This is a genomic window from Rhizomicrobium sp., from assembly GCA_037200385.1.
Taxonomy (GTDB): Bacteria; Pseudomonadota; Alphaproteobacteria; order Micropepsales; family Micropepsaceae; genus Rhizomicrobium.
In genome coordinates, this window is sequence record JBBCGL010000001.1 from 2,316,477 (window position 1) to 2,330,060 (window position 13,584).

The following is a 13,584-nucleotide window of genomic DNA, read 5'->3' on the forward strand; positions in this document are numbered from 1 at the left end:
CGCTTCGCGCGGGCATGGAGGAACGGAATGGGCCGGGAGGATGCACAAGCAGGAACGCTACGAACGCCTGGCGTTGACGGTAGAGGACATCGACATCGTGGCGCGGAACCTCACGCGTCTTGCGAAGTGGGATATTTCCCCCAGTGCCTTTGCGGACGACGTGCTGAACCGCGCGTTGCACGACTATATCCCCAGCTCGTTCATGTCGCCGGACGCGACGCAGACCGCTTCGGACAGCCAGGCATTTCGGACCGTCACGGAAGAGGAGTTGCTCGAGGCACTTCTCGTAGTGCCGCCCTATCGGTGCTGGGCCCGAGACATGGTGCCGGCTCGCGGTGTCCGGCCTCTCTAGCCGCGATCACGTTCACCTTGCCAGGCACGCCAGTGCTTCTTTTCGCCGGCGTCGGACAACAGATCGTCGAGCATCGCCCGGATTGCGCCGAGGTGTTGCTCCGCTCCCCTGATCTGATCGCCCATCGCCATCAGGATCACCATCGACTGCGCTGCGGTCTTCGGCACGCGTTCAATGAACATGCGCGCAAACTCGGCTTCCCAATGCGGCGCCTCGAACCGGTCCGGTGCACCGACCCTAAGGCGAACAGCGAGGGTTTGGATATCGCGGTGAAGCCGCGAGACCTCCATCACAAGTTTCTCGAGAGTGGCTCGAACCTCGCCGTCAGGCAGATCCACTCCATATCCTTTGGTCATCGCAATCTTCTTTCGTTGGGCTTCGCAACTCCAACGGAAGGCGAGTCGGCCGGCGCGGTCAACGCGTCGTCCGGCTCGTCAACTCTTCACGCGCAGGTGGCGGCATGAGGCACTACGAAATCCAGATCCGGCACCACGGCGCATGGGTCCGTTACATCGGGTTCAAGCCTGCGGCGCCGCGCGCAATGGTCGATGCGGCCTGGGCCAGCCACTGCGCGTCGGGCCGCAGGGCCGCGCGGCTCGTCACGATCAGTCCCGACAGCGCGAGAGCAACGGTCGTTTCGACCAAGGAGACATCATGAGCATCGAGCGCTTTGAACACCGGCCGACAGAGTTCGTCAGCGTCCATGCTGGGTCTGGGCTCGTCTATGTCGGGATCGCCTCCCGGGAAGATTTCGACAATATCGCGGCGCCGGTCTGCGACCACGGTGAGAACGAGAAGGGTCATGTGCTGACCAAGTGGGTCCAAGCACCCGGCGACAACGGTGCCATCGTCATTTTCCAGTATTGGCTCAAGTCGCGGACGGTTGCGTCCCTCCTCGCCGACAAGGCCCCGCGTGAGGTGTCCATATGAGCGTCCACCCCCTTCCCGAGCGCAAGACGGCGCCAGCCTCGACGCTGACCCGCATCGCCGTCCGCATGGACAAGGCCGCGGCGGTGACGATGCCGGACGGTGGCGTGATCTACGCGCCGCTCGTCCGCCGGCCGCAGCTGCGCAATGCGATGACGACGGCGGAGCAGATCCTGCAAGAGATCGCCGAGCTCGCGAAACGCGGGCCCGTCGTGATCACCGAGCTGCGGATCGGCGACGCGCCGAAACCCGTCGCGGCGTTCCGGCCACTTCCGCCGCGCCAGGATGACGGCCGGCCGAGCGACAGCGCCTTCAACGGCGAGGGCTGCGCATGAGGACCGTGGAGCAGTCCCTCGGGTTTTCCGACATCCCGCTCAAGGCGAAGGTGTTCTTTGTCCTCACCCTGCTCTTCTGCGGGGGCATGGCCGGTATCGGGCTCTATCTGTTGGCGATGGGCGAGGCGCTGCTATGAGGCATGCTTATCCGCTTGACACCCAAGGAGTCTAGATGATGGGCGATGGCGATCTCCGAATGCTCGGTGCGCGGGATGGTCTTGTTTCAGGCCTCTTAGCCGTGCGCGCCGAAATCCATGCGCGCGCGTACTATCCGATTGATCCGCGCTACACGCGAAAGATCGCGGCGCGAGAGGCTATTCTGCGACCGTTGCGTGACGTTGAGAAACGCATCGTTGAATCTCTCGACGCCGTGAAACTGGCCTATGAGAAATCCCTGCAACCGCACCCCACGGCTAGCGGTCATGGGTGAGAAGCGGATAAGCATGCTATGAGGTATCGCTCGCATGCCGAACGGCAGCTCGCACGAAGCCGTACCGTCCTTGGCCGCGGTCGGCGGCAGCGCGAGCAGGACGGCCTGACATCGGCACAAATCCGGGCGCGCATCGTGACGGCCATCTGTGACGCCGACGACAAGGCACAAGCCCTGTCGCGAGACGCCCTGCTCCGCACCAACATCCCGCCATACGCGATCGACGAACATTTCGCTGCAGCGATGAAGGCGGCGGAAGAGATGCGGCCAGGCCTGGCGCAGCGCGCACGGAGCTTCGCATGATCTGGACCCCTTCGAACCGCGGCCACACGCCGGCGCGCCTTCTCGCCGATCGGCACTACAGCCGGCAGAAGGTAGGCTCGCCGCAGTTCATGCCACCGGGGTCTTGCCGCGTGCTGGTCGCCGGCAATTCCAAGGCGGTGTTCGGACTCAGCTTCCCGAAGGCCGAGTACGTGAAGCACGCCTGGCCGGGTGCCTGGATCGTCTCGATCTTCCGCAATGAGGACGCCGGTCCGCTGGCGTCGAAGATGATCCGCGACGCGCTGGCCGTGATGCAGACCGAATACGGCTACGGCGCGCCGCCAGAGATCGGCTGCGTATCCTTCGTCGATCCGAAGAAGGTGCGCGGCGTTCATGAGCGCGGCGAGCTGGTCAAAGGCTTCTGCTTCAAGCGCGCGGGCTTCCGCGCCGTCGGCGAGACCAAGAAGGGTCTGATCGCCTGGCAGCTACTGCCGCTTGAGATGCCGGCGCCCAGATCTATGCCGGAGTCCGCATGACGGATCGTCTGTCAATCAAGAACCTCGACGCCCCAACCTTGCAGCGGTTGCACGACGCGCTGCTGAACCAGGGACTTCTCATCGAGGCCGGCTGGGTTTCGTTGCGCATCGCAGCGATACCGCCAGACGCGCCGGAGGTACAGCTCGAAGAAATGCGCAATGCGTTCTTCGCCGGCGCCAAGCACCTGTTCTCGTCGATTATGATCGTGCTGGACCCCGGCTCAGAAGAGCCTACCGCGGCCGATATGGCGCGCATGGACAAGATCCAGCGCGAGCTCGACGCATACATCCAAACCTTCGCGCTTCGCCGCCTTCCGACCGAGGGCTGCGCATGACCCGGCTCTGGCTCAAAGACGCCATCGCCGGCGCGATGCTCGCGGTCTTCCTGACCGGCTGCGCATGCCTGCCGCTGATCGCGCCTTACGGCATCGCCGATCTCACCAATCACCCCGGCCTTAGCGGCCATCATCACCAACGGAGCATCGAACCATGAACGCAAGTGTGAAATTGGAAGCCTCTGCGGCGGCGCTGATCAGACCGGACGCGACTGCGTCCGCCTTCAAGGTGATTGGCCGCAACAACCTCGTCGTCAAGGCCGGAACGGTTTTCGCCGGGCACACCTTCGCCGAGGACATCGACGTCAAGCCTGACCTCGATCCCGGCTATATTCCGGGCGCCGACTATATCGTCAGGTTCGACGGCGCCGATCTGTCTGTTTCCCGCCCGACCGGTATCCCGGAAGGCGAGACCCTGCTCGGCGGCTTCCATTACGCGCCAGGCGGCAATGCGCCATCGCGAAGCGGCGGCGACGACGTGCCCGCGATCAATCCCTACTCCCTGTGGGACGTTGGTTTCCGCCCCGCCTGCCCCGACCCCCGCGGCATGACGCTGGTCGAGGCGCCCGGTGGCTGCTTCTGGTGCGACATCTACCTGACTGGCACAAATCATCTCGCCGATGGCACGAGCAAGTTCGGCGCGACTATCGCCGATGGCACCGACCTGCCACGCGATTCCAATGGAAGCCCGGTGCGGCGGTTCGACTACGAGGCCGCGAAGGCCGCGATGGCGGCGCATGGCAAGGGGCTGCTCGGCGTCGATGAGTTCTTCGCTGCGGCGTTCGGCGTCACCGAGAAGACTGCTGCGCCGCGCGATCCTGTCACGACCGGTCTCGACGCGCTGCGGACCAGCCGTTTCGGCTTGATGCAAGCGACGGGCAATATGTGGGCCTGGGGTCACGACGCCGACCCCGACATGCCGCGTCCTTCGTTCTTCGGCGGTTCCTGGCTCAACGACGAGGACGCGGGCTCGCGCTGCGCGGACCTCGGCGCCTGGCCGGACGACTCGGTCGTCAACATCGGCGCGCGCGGGCGCAGTGACCACCTGCAGCTTGGATAGAAGCCGCGACAGCGGCTTCCTCAAACTCTCAACAGGGAAATCATGACCATGAAAAGCCGGATCACAAAGAAGAAGCCAGGCGCGCCGAAGGCGACACTCGTCAAGCGCGACAAGACGAGCCCTGCGATCAAGGTCGCTGGTCTCGGCGCGGCGGTTTGCGCGGGCGTCACGTTTCGTGGGGTGACCTTCAAGAAGCCCACGCCCATCAAGGCACCAATAGGCGGCTACGTGGCGGGTTGCGATTACGTCGTGACGATAACGCGCGGCAAGCCCGCGGCACTGCCGATGGCGTCGGACAGCATTCCGGCGAACGCGATCGGTGGCTTTCACTTCGCCCCTGGCGGCAATGCGTTTGGCATCACCGGCGGTGACAGCACGCCGGCAATCAATCCGTATTCGGCCTGGGACCGGAATTTTCGTCCCGCATGCGCCGATCCGCGCGGCATGACGCTGGTGGACGTACCGAGCGAGGGCCGTATCTGGTTCGACATCTATCTGCTCGGCAAGGACCATCTCGAGAGCGGCACGAGCCGGCATGGCGCGACGATCGCCGACGGCACCGATCTGCCGCAGAACCCGGCCGGTGGTTATTTCCCGCGCTTCGACTACGAGGCGGCATGCGCGGTGATGAAACACCACGGCAAGCAGCTGCTCGGCGCCGAAGAGTTTTTCGCCGCAGCGTATGGCGTCACCGAAAAAACCGCTGCGCCGACGGAGCCGAAAACCACGGGTCTTGATGCGCAACGAACGAGCCGGTGGGGCTTGATGCAGGCGACCGGCAACATGTGGGTGTGGGGCACAGACGGTCATCCCACCGTGCCGCGTCCTTCGATCTTCGGCGGTTCCTGGCTCGTCGGCGTGCCCGCGGGCTCGCGCTACGCGTCCCTCGACTACTGGCCGGCCGGCTCGAGCGGCGGCATCGGCGCGCGCGGGCGCAGTGACCACCTGCAGCTTGGATAGCCGACGCGACAGCGGCGGCACGAGGTTATCGCGCGATGATCACCAGGGATGAAAATACCAGCACCGATGCCCTGGCAATCGTCGAGAAGTATGAGGCGTTTGTGAAATATACCTACCCGATCGTTCAGCGAAGCCCAAAGCATCACGGCGTCCTGCGGGACGCCGTGATTGCGGAAATGTTCGTCACGGTCGGCGATCTCTATCACGCGGCAAAGTCGCGGCAGCTCTCTCGGCTCTATCAGGTCGATGCGCGCTTCGCGACGCTGCGTTCCTATCTGCGCTTCCTCGCCAGCCACGAGATCCGCGTCCTCACGCCCAAGAACCATGCTCATGCCTTGAGCCTGCTCTCGGAGCCGGGGCGCATGCTCGGCGCCTGGCAAAAGAAGCTCAGAGGGCAGAAGGGGTAAGCATGCCGCGTCCTTCGATCTTCGGCGGTTCCTGGCTCAACGACGAGAACGCGGGCTCGCGCTACGCGAACCTCGACAACTGGCCGGACAACTCGAACGACAACATCGGCGCGCGCGGGCGCAGTGACGACCGGAATTCGACGCGGCGGCGATCACGGTCCCGCCGGTCTTCCACGACCGCACATAAGCGGGTTCGGTGGTCAGCCCGTCTGTCCTGCTTCGGCGAACACACTCCACGGTCCGGCAGAGCGGGGCGTAGCGGGGCAACCCGTCGAGACCCGCGGCCGGCTTTCTTTTCGCAAAGGAACATCAGACATGAAGCATGAACCGAACTGCCCTGCAGAGCACGACGCGCTCCACGCGGACTGTTCCTGTGGGCCCAAAAACCTGCGCACGATCAACCTCGGCACCGGCCGATTTATTATCAATCATGGGTACTATGGTGAGCAGGCCGCGCTCTTCATCGAGCAAGCGCCGGCCCCCGGGAAACCGGGAGCTGACGCATCGGGTAGTGGCCTGCCGCCCAACCGAGTCGTGGACGGTGGCACGATCATCACCTTCGAGAACATCGCTTGTGCCGAAGCTCTCGCCGCCGAACTGCAATCGGCAATCGCGCGCATCGGGTCGCGTCGCGGTTCGGGTCACATCGATGATGACGGATCGGTATTCACCCGCAAGTACAACGAATAGAAACGGAGACGATGACATGACCAGGCGATTCCGTAACTTGATCGGCCAGATCGTCTCGCAGGCAAACTTGGCCGAGGCGTATCGTCTTACCTGCGCCGGCAAGCGGCAGACGTCCGCCTACCTGGAGTTCAAGGAATACGCACCGCTCAACCTGGCTGAACTCGCTGGCAATATGGCCGAGGGGAGCTACGTCGCCGGCGACCCCTATGAATTCTATGTGTTCGATCCGAAGAAGCGACTGATCTCGGCGCTGCCGTTTCGCGATCGTGTCGCGCAGCAGGCACTCTGTCTCGTCATCGGGCCGATCTTCGAAGCTGCGCTCTTGCCCCGGACCTTCGCCTGTCGTCCCGGTAAGGGCGTGCATGCCGGTGTTGTGCAATTGCAAAGCGAGATGCGCCATCTGACGCGCGGCGGCGCACCGCTCTATTTCCTCAAGACCGATTTTCGCGGCTATTTCGCGTCGATCGACCGCGCGATCCTGTGGCGGCTGATCGAAGCGAGGATTTCCTGCCGCGCGACGTTGCGGCTTATCGAGGCGATGGCCCCTCGCGCTGGCGTTGGCTTGCCGATCGGCAGCCTGACATCGCAGATCTTCGCCAACCTATACCTGGGCGCGACGCTCGACCGTCACCTGCAGCAGACGCTCGGCGAGGACACCTGGTATCGCTACATGGACGATATCGTTGTGCTCGGCGCGGATCCCGATCATCTGCGAAGCCTTAAGACATCGATCGAAACTTACGCGCGCGACCAGCTCGGCCTTGCCTTCTCGAAATGGGGCATCGCCAGCATCGCGCGCGGGGTCAATTTCCTCGGCTATCGGATCTGGACCACGCACAAGCTGCTGCGCAAGACCAGCGTCACACGGGCAAGGCACAAGCTCAAGGCCTATCGCGCACGCGGCGAAACGGAGCGGCTGCGGAAGTTCACGGCCGCATGGCTGGGCCATGCGCGCTGGGCCGACAGCGCCAATCTGATCCAGAGCTTAGGACTGCAACAGCCGGAGAGGCGTCAATGACCACCGAACGCCGGGCCGCGCGCGAAGACGCGCTCAAGGAACACATCCAGTCGATGCCGGCCAACCTGCTGCGCGAATACTTGGTCGAGTTCGTCGATGGCGCGTCCGACATAACCCGCGAGACGATGATCGTCACGCTGCACGCGCAGAACCATATGCCGCCAATTGAACGAAACGAAGGAGACCATCATGGCTGATGTTTGTGCTGCCGGTGTACCCATCGGGTCCGGCCCCTGCCCGGTATGTGACGCGACCGAGGACAACGACTGCGGAGGTATGACGCCGGCGGCGCAAGAACTCGCTCGCCAGACCGACAAGATCCGCGAGCACTTCTCGATTCTGCAGGATGGGCCCGCCCGCTATGTTTTGGCCGACAACCGTAGCGACGACCCTTGCCCCGTCTATGTGACGCTTTGCGGCGCGATGGCGGCTCTTGAGACTCGTCTTGCGGAAGAGGTCAACGCGTGTGGTCAAATTCTCGCCGACGCGTCAAAGCCCGCCTCGGGCGGAAAGCCGCTCCCGCGCGAGGAGGCGGTCCGGCGTATGGATGATCTGCGCAAGGTGATGGAAGGCGCGTACGACCTCCGCAGCGTCGAAGGCGAAGGATAATCACCATGACCATCCCCATCCACGAAGGGCCCGCTATGACCCCAACAGACGAAGTGGTGACGATTCTTCGGCCGTTCCTGCGCGAACTCGTTGACCATGTTTGGAACGTTGCCAACGAAGACGAGTCCGTGCCCGCGACGGATTGGGCAGACCGCATGATCGATGAGGTTGTGCGAATCTGCCCCCTTCCGCTAGAGGCCATCACCGCCGCCTCTCTCCCTGGCGGGGAGGAGTTCAACCGAACGCTTCGTTGCTTGATCTGTCACGAGGGGGTCTCCTGGCACTGTGATAAATGCGGCACGCGAGCCGTCAACGAGGACGAATTGCTTGCCACGCTTCAGGCGGAATACCGTCGCCCCACCGCAGCGGGGATAGTGCCGGATGCATCGTTTCTGCTGGATCGCCTCGCCCACTTCGAGGGCAACAAAGATTTGAGCGACCACGACATGCGGGAGTGGAACGGGCATATCACTCCAGCAATCGCAAGGCTCAGGAGCGCAATCGCCGCCGCTCCCTCCCCCGTCGCACCGACGACACAGGTGGGCGTGGATGCTTTGCTTGATGCGGCACGCGCGGAGGAACGGAAGCGCCTGGCAAAGCTTCTTGAAGAGCGGGCATCACAATTGCCCGGGGGCATCGAGCGGGCTGGTTTCTTCCTCTCCGCCATCACGGTACGCCGCGGGCGCCTGCTGACTAACGCCGAGCAGATCGCAAACCTTAGAGCGGCCATTAGCGACGAGCCCGCGCCACATCCAGCACCTGGATATCTGGAGGCGGAAGACGATCCGACGCCGTTTCCTGGCCATGACGTCACCTTTCCGGGTGAAGATTTCCCTGACGACGGCTTGGGCCTTGGCTGCTCAATCTGCAACATGCGTGGCGCTGCTTTAAGCCGCCCGTGCAAGCCCGCCCTCTCCCGCGCTGAGGAGGCGTGAATGAAGGCGAACCCGCTCGCGCATCTTCCAGCGGCCAAGGGACTTCTCGCGCTTCCACCTGAGGTGCGCGGCGCATTGCGTCAGCTCCTGCTTGATCTTCGGATCGACGCTGCTGCACGCGCTCAGCACAGTTGGAAAAAGAACAAGGGGCCTATGGCGGTCTATTGGAAGGCTGTCAGCGTCTATGCGGGGTGGATCGCGAGGCTTCTGCGATGACCAAACCTGTTCGACTTCAGCTTTCGCGACGCAAGGGCTTCGACCTCCAAGCGCTGTCGCGCGCGCGGAACGGGTTGCCGGCGCTGAAGGTGACGCGGCCGCACGAGTTGAGCAATCCATTCCGCATCACGGGCCCTCACAAGCAGATGGGCAGCGCCAAGGACGGATCAATTAAGCCCTGGTGGGTCGAAACCGACAGCCAAGTGTGGATGTTCGAAACCAAACCTGAGGCCCAAGCCGCGTCGGTGAAGCTTTTCCGAGCATGGTTCAAGTTGCCGGCGCAGGCGACGCTGCGCGAGCGATGTGTCCTCATCCTGCGGCGCACAAACCCGGCCTGCTTCTGCGCTCCGGAGGATCCTTGCCATGTCGACGTCCTGCTCGAGGTCGTCAACCAATGACGCCCACCAACCAGGATCAAGAGCTCGTGTTGCCATCTCCGGCCGTCGCGCCCCGCATCATGCTCTCCGAGGTCATCGCGATCGCGCGGGTGTCACGGGTCACCATCCAGCGCCGCGTCATAGCGGGAAAGTTTCCTAACGCAATCGACCGCGGCCGGGAGATGATCTTCGAGCGACGCGCCGTCTACGAACACCTTGGAATCCGAACAGAGGGTGCCGACAATGTGGGTGCGGAAAACCCCTGGGAGCGCGGCGCGCATGCCATCGCTGAGCGTCGAGCTGCCGGCCTACGTCATCACGAAGGATAGGAAGGCGGGCACCGTCTTCTACTTCCAGGTCCCCAAGCGCCAGCGTCCGCTGGGGTGGCCGGGCACCCATAGGCTGCCGCTCGAACATTCGAAACGCACCGGCCTGGGCGACGCCGCCGAGCTCGCGGCCGTGACCGCCGACGCCGCCAGTCTCTATCGGCGGATGCAAGCCGAACTCTCGGGCGAGCCGGAAAAGGCGCGCCTCCATACGCTGCCATGGCTGGTCAAATCGTTTGAGAAGCACCTCGAGACGAAGCCTCGCAAGGGCAAGCGCAAAGGCATCGCGAAGTCGACGGCGCGCCAGTACGCATGGGCCGCGCGCCAGCTCATCGAGTGGTCGAAGGAATCGGGCCATCCACATGTCCGCGCGATCACGCGCCCTGCCGTGCTGCAATTTCTCGACACGATGATGGACAAACCGACGAAGCGGCTGCACGTCGCTGGATATCTCCGCCAGCTGATGTTCCATGCGATGGACAAAGGCGTGCGCCTGGACAACCCGGCGATCAAACTCGGCCTGGAGACGCCCGACGCGCACGTCCACATTTGGACGGGCGAAGAGACGGAGACCATGATTGCCGCGGCGGACGAGATGGGGATCGAGGGCATCGCCACGGCCATCGCGATCGCGCACGATGAAGGCCCACGGCCGGGCGACATTCGCAAGTTCATGCGGCCACGGGACTACACACCCAACGAAGGCGCGTTCCGCTACTTCCAGAACAAGACCAACGGCTGGGTGGTCAGCCCGGCCGGCCAGCGCGTGTTTGAGCGACTGCGCCAGCAGCCCCATACCCAGCTGATGCTGGTCATCAACCATCGCACGAGCAAGAAGTACAACGAGCGCGTCTTTGCGCGCGACTTCGACCGGGTGCGCGAGAAGACCGGCTTCGTCCACCTGCAGTTCCGCCATCTCCGGCATACGTTCTGCGTCAACGGCAAGCGCGCCGGGCTCGATGAATTTGAGATCGCGTCGAAGACCGGCCACTCGTCCAAGTCGGTGCGCGACATGCTCGCCCAGCACTACCTGCCCCATGACAGCGTCGTGGCGACCAAGGCCACGGCGAAGCTGGAGGACTATCGGCGGAAGCTGTCCGGCGCGGCCGGGTAGCCCGGCCGGCGCGCCTGGTGCGGGGGCCCGCAAACCTGCTTGCCGCGCCTGCCGGAAGTTGGTACGACCCCGCCCTTGGCGAACGGATGTTGGACGGAATTGTCTGGCGCTGTTTGACACGCCGGAAATATACCACTCGGCTCAATGGCTTAGTGGGGGATCGTCTAACGGTAGGACTGCAGACTCTGACTCTGCCTGTCTAGGTTCGAATCCTAGTCCCCCAGCCAAGATTTCCGCAGGAAACCAGGCGTTTTCAAAACCGCGAATTACGGTGTCCGAGATGTGGAACGCTCGAACGTTCGAGGCTGTGCCGTTTCGTTCACGGCACCGTAGCCTTGAATCAGCCGGCAGATCGCTTCGCTGAGCTGAAGCTCCCCCGCCATCAGGATGTCGATCGGCGCTCCGTCGGCGAAACTGCTTCAACCGGACAAATCAGAACAGACCCGGCAAGGCGCGCGGTCGCCGAGTTGCCGCCGGCACGATTGCGCAAGGCCAAAGCGGCGACGTTACTGCTTGGGGCTGGTGCCGAGCGCCTTCAGGTCCTTGTTGATGCGATCAAGAATTTCATCCGTGATAGTTCCTTTGGAAATCGGTTGGAGCTCGTTGAGGCTCATCATCTTGAAGGATTCATAGTCGGGGTGCTCAAGCAGGTGCGGCACGTCTTTCATCAATACGGCCTTCGCAGCCGGATCCGCGACCAAGGCTTCAATCGGTGTGTCGGCATCGAATCCGCCGGCCGGGACGGGCGGCCTGTCCGCTGGCGGCACGGCTGTATCTCCTGCGGCCGGCACCTTAGCGGGAGGCATGCCGGGCGGGGATGCGTTCTGCGCGAACGCGCTTGGCGCCACGAGGAGGGCGGCGGCAAAAATTACGGGCTTCATCATCTTTGTCTCCATCTTAAGCGGCGCCTCGGGTCGGGCACATAGGTTTCGGTCCCGGTGAGCGGTTATGGCGTCCAGCTCCAATCCGCGGCCTTCGCGCGGCATCCGCCGCCGGGGGCCCCCGTCCAAGCCCGGCCGTGAACGAAGCGGCCGGTCGGCGATCCTGTCGGGCGGCGGTCTCTTACAGCGAAGCCCCCGTTCACCAGCACGTCGTCGACGCCGGTGGCGAGTTGCGCCGGCTTGGAAAACGTTGCCTTGTCGATGATCGTTTGGGGGGTGAATACCACGATGTCGGCGTAGTAGCCGGGCTTGAGCCGCCCGCGATCCTTCAGCGAGAGATTCGCGGCGGGAAAGCTGGTGAGCCGCCGAATGGCTTCGCGAAGCGGGATGATGCGATCGTCGCGCACGTAGCGCCCCAAAAGCCGGGCGAAGTTGCCATAGGCGCGGGGATGATCCTGGGAGAGCAAGAAAACACCCTCGGGCGCAGGCGCATCCTCGTCGGAACCGAAGCTCATCCAAGGAAGCGCCACCTCTCTTCGGACGTTATCCTCGCTCATCTCGAAATAAGCGACTTCGATGCGGGAGCCATCCTGGATCACAAGATCGATGGCCGTCTCTTCCGGACTTTCCCGGCGCGCCGCCGCCACCTCCGCCAAGGTCTTGCCCGTCAAAGGCTTGAGCGCCGGATTCTTGAACCCCAACAGCAAAACGCCGTCCGCGCCGGCGGCGCCGTAGGCGTTGTCCCAGTCCTTGGGATGGGCGTTGCGCATCTCCGCGGCGACCCGGGCGCGTATCGCCGGATTCTTCAAGCGCTCGATCCATCGCTCCAAACCGCCGTCCTGGACCCATAGCGGCATGGCCGCGCTCAGGCCCGTGGCGCTCGCCGTGTAGAGGTACATGTCGGCCGTTATCCGGATGCCGGCGGCGCGAGCGGCTTCGATCTTCGCGATGGCCGGTTCGAGCTTGGGCCAGTTGTTCCTTCCCGCCTGCTTGAAATGGTAGATCTCGGCCGGAGCTCCCGACGCGCGGGCGATGTCGATCGTCTCCTGGACGGATTCGACGAAGCGATCACCTTCGTTCCGGATATGCGCGATATAAATCCCGCCGCACGCCGCGGAAACCCGCGCCAGGTCCTCCAGCTCGGGCGTCTGCGCGAAGCTTGCAGGGGCGTACATCAGCGCGGTGGTCAGTCCCAGCGCGCCCTGCTCCATCGCCTCGCGCACAAGCGTTCGCATCTTCCGGAGCTGCACCGGGTTCGGCTGCACGTTCGACTCGCCGAGAACATCCGTTCGGATTGTGGCTTCGCTGACGAACGAAGCGATGTTCGGGGAAATGCCTCGCTTCTGCAGGCGGTCGAGAAATTCTCCAAGCGTCGTCCAATCGACCTTGTATTTGATGTCGCCTTCCCGGGCTGCCGTCTTCGCCTTCATGTCCGGCGACAGCGGTCCCATCGAGCTTTCGCCCGTGACCTCGAGCGTGACGCCCTGGACGAGGTCGCTGAGCGCGCGGCCGTCGACAAGCAGGCTTTCCTCCGGGTGCGCCAGCATGTTTATAAAGCCAGGCGACACCGCTTTGCCGTGCGCATCGACCTCGACGCGACCCCGCGCCGAAATATGGGGCGCTATCGCCACGATGCGATCGCCTGTTACGGCGACGTCGCCGACGAACGGAGCCCCACCCGAACCATCGTAGATCGTCCCGCCGCGAATGATCACGTCATAACGGGGATGCTCATCCGCCAAGGAGCTTTTGGACGCGCCGACGAACAGCAGGGCCGCTGCGCAAAGACAAAGCTTTTTCCAGTCTTGCATGCGG

The 13,584-nt window shown here is 63.7% G+C and carries 25 protein-coding genes and 1 tRNA gene; 22 read left to right on the forward strand and 4 right to left on the reverse strand.

The window, feature by feature from the left end:
• The first annotated feature begins 40 nt into the window (after positions 1–40).
• A complete protein-coding gene (locus WDM91_11125) occupies positions 41–352 on the forward strand; it encodes a hypothetical protein (GenBank protein MEI9995138.1) in 312 nt (103 codons plus the stop codon).
• On the opposite strand, the gene WDM91_11130 is transcribed toward WDM91_11125, so the two are convergent.
• Complete coding sequence (locus tag WDM91_11130; protein MEI9995139.1) at positions 349–708, reverse strand: hypothetical protein; 360 nt, start codon at positions 706–708, stop codon at positions 349–351. The two genes, WDM91_11125 and WDM91_11130, sit on opposite strands and share 4 nt — an antisense overlap.
• 151 nt (positions 709–859) lie before the next feature.
• Positions 860–997, reverse strand: a complete 138-nt coding sequence (locus WDM91_11135) for a hypothetical protein (GenBank protein MEI9995140.1) — start codon at positions 995–997, stop codon at positions 860–862.
• A 9-nt stretch (positions 998–1,006) separates the two neighbouring features.
• On the opposite strand from WDM91_11135, the gene WDM91_11140 reads away from it, so the two are divergent.
• From WDM91_11140 to WDM91_11240, 21 genes are all read left to right on the forward strand, one after another.
• On the forward strand, positions 1,007–1,282 hold the full coding sequence (locus tag WDM91_11140; GenBank protein MEI9995141.1) for a hypothetical protein: 276 nt from the start codon (positions 1,007–1,009) through the stop codon (positions 1,280–1,282).
• A complete protein-coding gene (locus WDM91_11145) occupies positions 1,279–1,614 on the forward strand; it encodes a hypothetical protein (GenBank protein ID MEI9995142.1) in 336 nt (111 codons plus the stop codon). Before WDM91_11140 ends, WDM91_11145 begins: the two co-directional genes overlap by 4 nt.
• Positions 1,611–1,751, forward strand: coding sequence for a hypothetical protein (locus WDM91_11150; GenBank protein MEI9995143.1), 141 nt, complete (start codon positions 1,611–1,613; stop codon positions 1,749–1,751). Before WDM91_11145 ends, WDM91_11150 begins: the two co-directional genes overlap by 4 nt.
• 35 nt (positions 1,752–1,786) lie before the next feature.
• The gene (locus tag WDM91_11155; GenBank protein ID MEI9995144.1) at positions 1,787–2,044 is read left to right on the forward strand and encodes a hypothetical protein; all 258 of its coding nucleotides are present in this window, start codon (positions 1,787–1,789) and stop codon (positions 2,042–2,044) included.
• An 18-nt stretch (positions 2,045–2,062) separates the two neighbouring features.
• A complete protein-coding gene (locus WDM91_11160; GenBank protein ID MEI9995145.1) occupies positions 2,063–2,347 on the forward strand; it encodes a hypothetical protein in 285 nt (94 codons plus the stop codon).
• Positions 2,344–2,841: a hypothetical protein gene (locus WDM91_11165; protein MEI9995146.1), complete on the forward strand. Its 498-nt coding sequence runs from the start codon at positions 2,344–2,346 to the stop codon at positions 2,839–2,841. The genes WDM91_11160 and WDM91_11165 overlap by 4 nt, the downstream gene beginning before the upstream one ends.
• Entirely contained in the window at positions 2,838–3,176 is a 339-nt protein-coding gene (locus WDM91_11170; GenBank protein MEI9995147.1) for a hypothetical protein, read from the forward strand. Before WDM91_11165 ends, WDM91_11170 begins: the two co-directional genes overlap by 4 nt.
• Complete coding sequence (locus WDM91_11175; GenBank protein ID MEI9995148.1) at positions 3,173–3,334, forward strand: hypothetical protein; 162 nt, start codon at positions 3,173–3,175, stop codon at positions 3,332–3,334. Before WDM91_11170 ends, WDM91_11175 begins: the two co-directional genes overlap by 4 nt.
• A gap of 8 nt (positions 3,335–3,342) precedes the next feature.
• Positions 3,343–4,236 carry a hypothetical protein gene (locus WDM91_11180; protein MEI9995149.1) on the forward strand — a complete coding sequence of 298 codons (894 nt, stop codon included), beginning with the start codon at positions 3,343–3,345 and terminating at the stop codon, positions 4,234–4,236.
• Between the two features lie 42 nt (positions 4,237–4,278).
• Positions 4,279–5,196, forward strand: a complete 918-nt coding sequence (locus WDM91_11185; GenBank protein MEI9995150.1) for a hypothetical protein — start codon at positions 4,279–4,281, stop codon at positions 5,194–5,196.
• Between the two features lie 35 nt (positions 5,197–5,231).
• Positions 5,232–5,603, forward strand: coding sequence for a diversity-generating retroelement protein Avd (gene avd, locus WDM91_11190; GenBank protein MEI9995151.1), 372 nt, complete (start codon positions 5,232–5,234; stop codon positions 5,601–5,603).
• Between the two features lie 315 nt (positions 5,604–5,918).
• A complete protein-coding gene (locus tag WDM91_11195) occupies positions 5,919–6,293 on the forward strand; it encodes a hypothetical protein (GenBank protein ID MEI9995152.1) in 375 nt (124 codons plus the stop codon).
• 37 nt (positions 6,294–6,330) lie between these two features.
• Entirely contained in the window at positions 6,331–7,311 is a 981-nt protein-coding gene (locus WDM91_11200) for a reverse transcriptase/maturase family protein (protein MEI9995153.1), read from the forward strand.
• Positions 7,308–7,508 carry a hypothetical protein gene (locus WDM91_11205; protein ID MEI9995154.1) on the forward strand — a complete coding sequence of 67 codons (201 nt, stop codon included), beginning with the start codon at positions 7,308–7,310 and terminating at the stop codon, positions 7,506–7,508. The genes WDM91_11200 and WDM91_11205 overlap by 4 nt, the downstream gene beginning before the upstream one ends.
• The gene (locus tag WDM91_11210) at positions 7,501–7,920 is read left to right on the forward strand and encodes a hypothetical protein (protein ID MEI9995155.1); all 420 of its coding nucleotides are present in this window, start codon (positions 7,501–7,503) and stop codon (positions 7,918–7,920) included. Before WDM91_11205 ends, WDM91_11210 begins: the two co-directional genes overlap by 8 nt.
• Positions 7,921–7,925: 5 nt before the next feature.
• Positions 7,926–8,855: a hypothetical protein gene (locus WDM91_11215; protein MEI9995156.1), complete on the forward strand. Its 930-nt coding sequence runs from the start codon at positions 7,926–7,928 to the stop codon at positions 8,853–8,855.
• Positions 8,856–9,071: a hypothetical protein gene (locus WDM91_11220; protein MEI9995157.1), complete on the forward strand. Its 216-nt coding sequence runs from the start codon at positions 8,856–8,858 to the stop codon at positions 9,069–9,071.
• Complete coding sequence (locus WDM91_11225; protein MEI9995158.1) at positions 9,047–9,469, forward strand: DUF4326 domain-containing protein; 423 nt, start codon at positions 9,047–9,049, stop codon at positions 9,467–9,469. Before WDM91_11220 ends, WDM91_11225 begins: the two co-directional genes overlap by 25 nt.
• Entirely contained in the window at positions 9,466–9,777 is a 312-nt protein-coding gene (locus WDM91_11230; GenBank protein MEI9995159.1) for a hypothetical protein, read from the forward strand. The genes WDM91_11225 and WDM91_11230 overlap by 4 nt, the downstream gene beginning before the upstream one ends.
• Positions 9,728–10,888, forward strand: a complete 1,161-nt coding sequence (locus WDM91_11235) for a hypothetical protein (GenBank protein ID MEI9995160.1) — start codon at positions 9,728–9,730, stop codon at positions 10,886–10,888. The genes WDM91_11230 and WDM91_11235 overlap by 50 nt, the downstream gene beginning before the upstream one ends.
• Before the next feature lie 153 nt (positions 10,889–11,041).
• Positions 11,042–11,115, forward strand: a tRNA-Gln gene (locus WDM91_11240).
• A gap of 279 nt (positions 11,116–11,394) precedes the next feature.
• Here WDM91_11240 and WDM91_11245 read toward each other — a convergent pair.
• Together WDM91_11245 and WDM91_11250 are read right to left on the reverse strand one after the other, a co-directional pair.
• Complete coding sequence (locus WDM91_11245) at positions 11,395–11,772, reverse strand: hypothetical protein (protein ID MEI9995161.1); 378 nt, start codon at positions 11,770–11,772, stop codon at positions 11,395–11,397.
• A 62-nt stretch (positions 11,773–11,834) separates the two neighbouring features.
• Positions 11,835–13,580, reverse strand: a complete 1,746-nt coding sequence (locus WDM91_11250; protein ID MEI9995162.1) for a D-aminoacylase — start codon at positions 13,578–13,580, stop codon at positions 11,835–11,837.
• Positions 13,581–13,584: the final 4 nt, after the last annotated feature.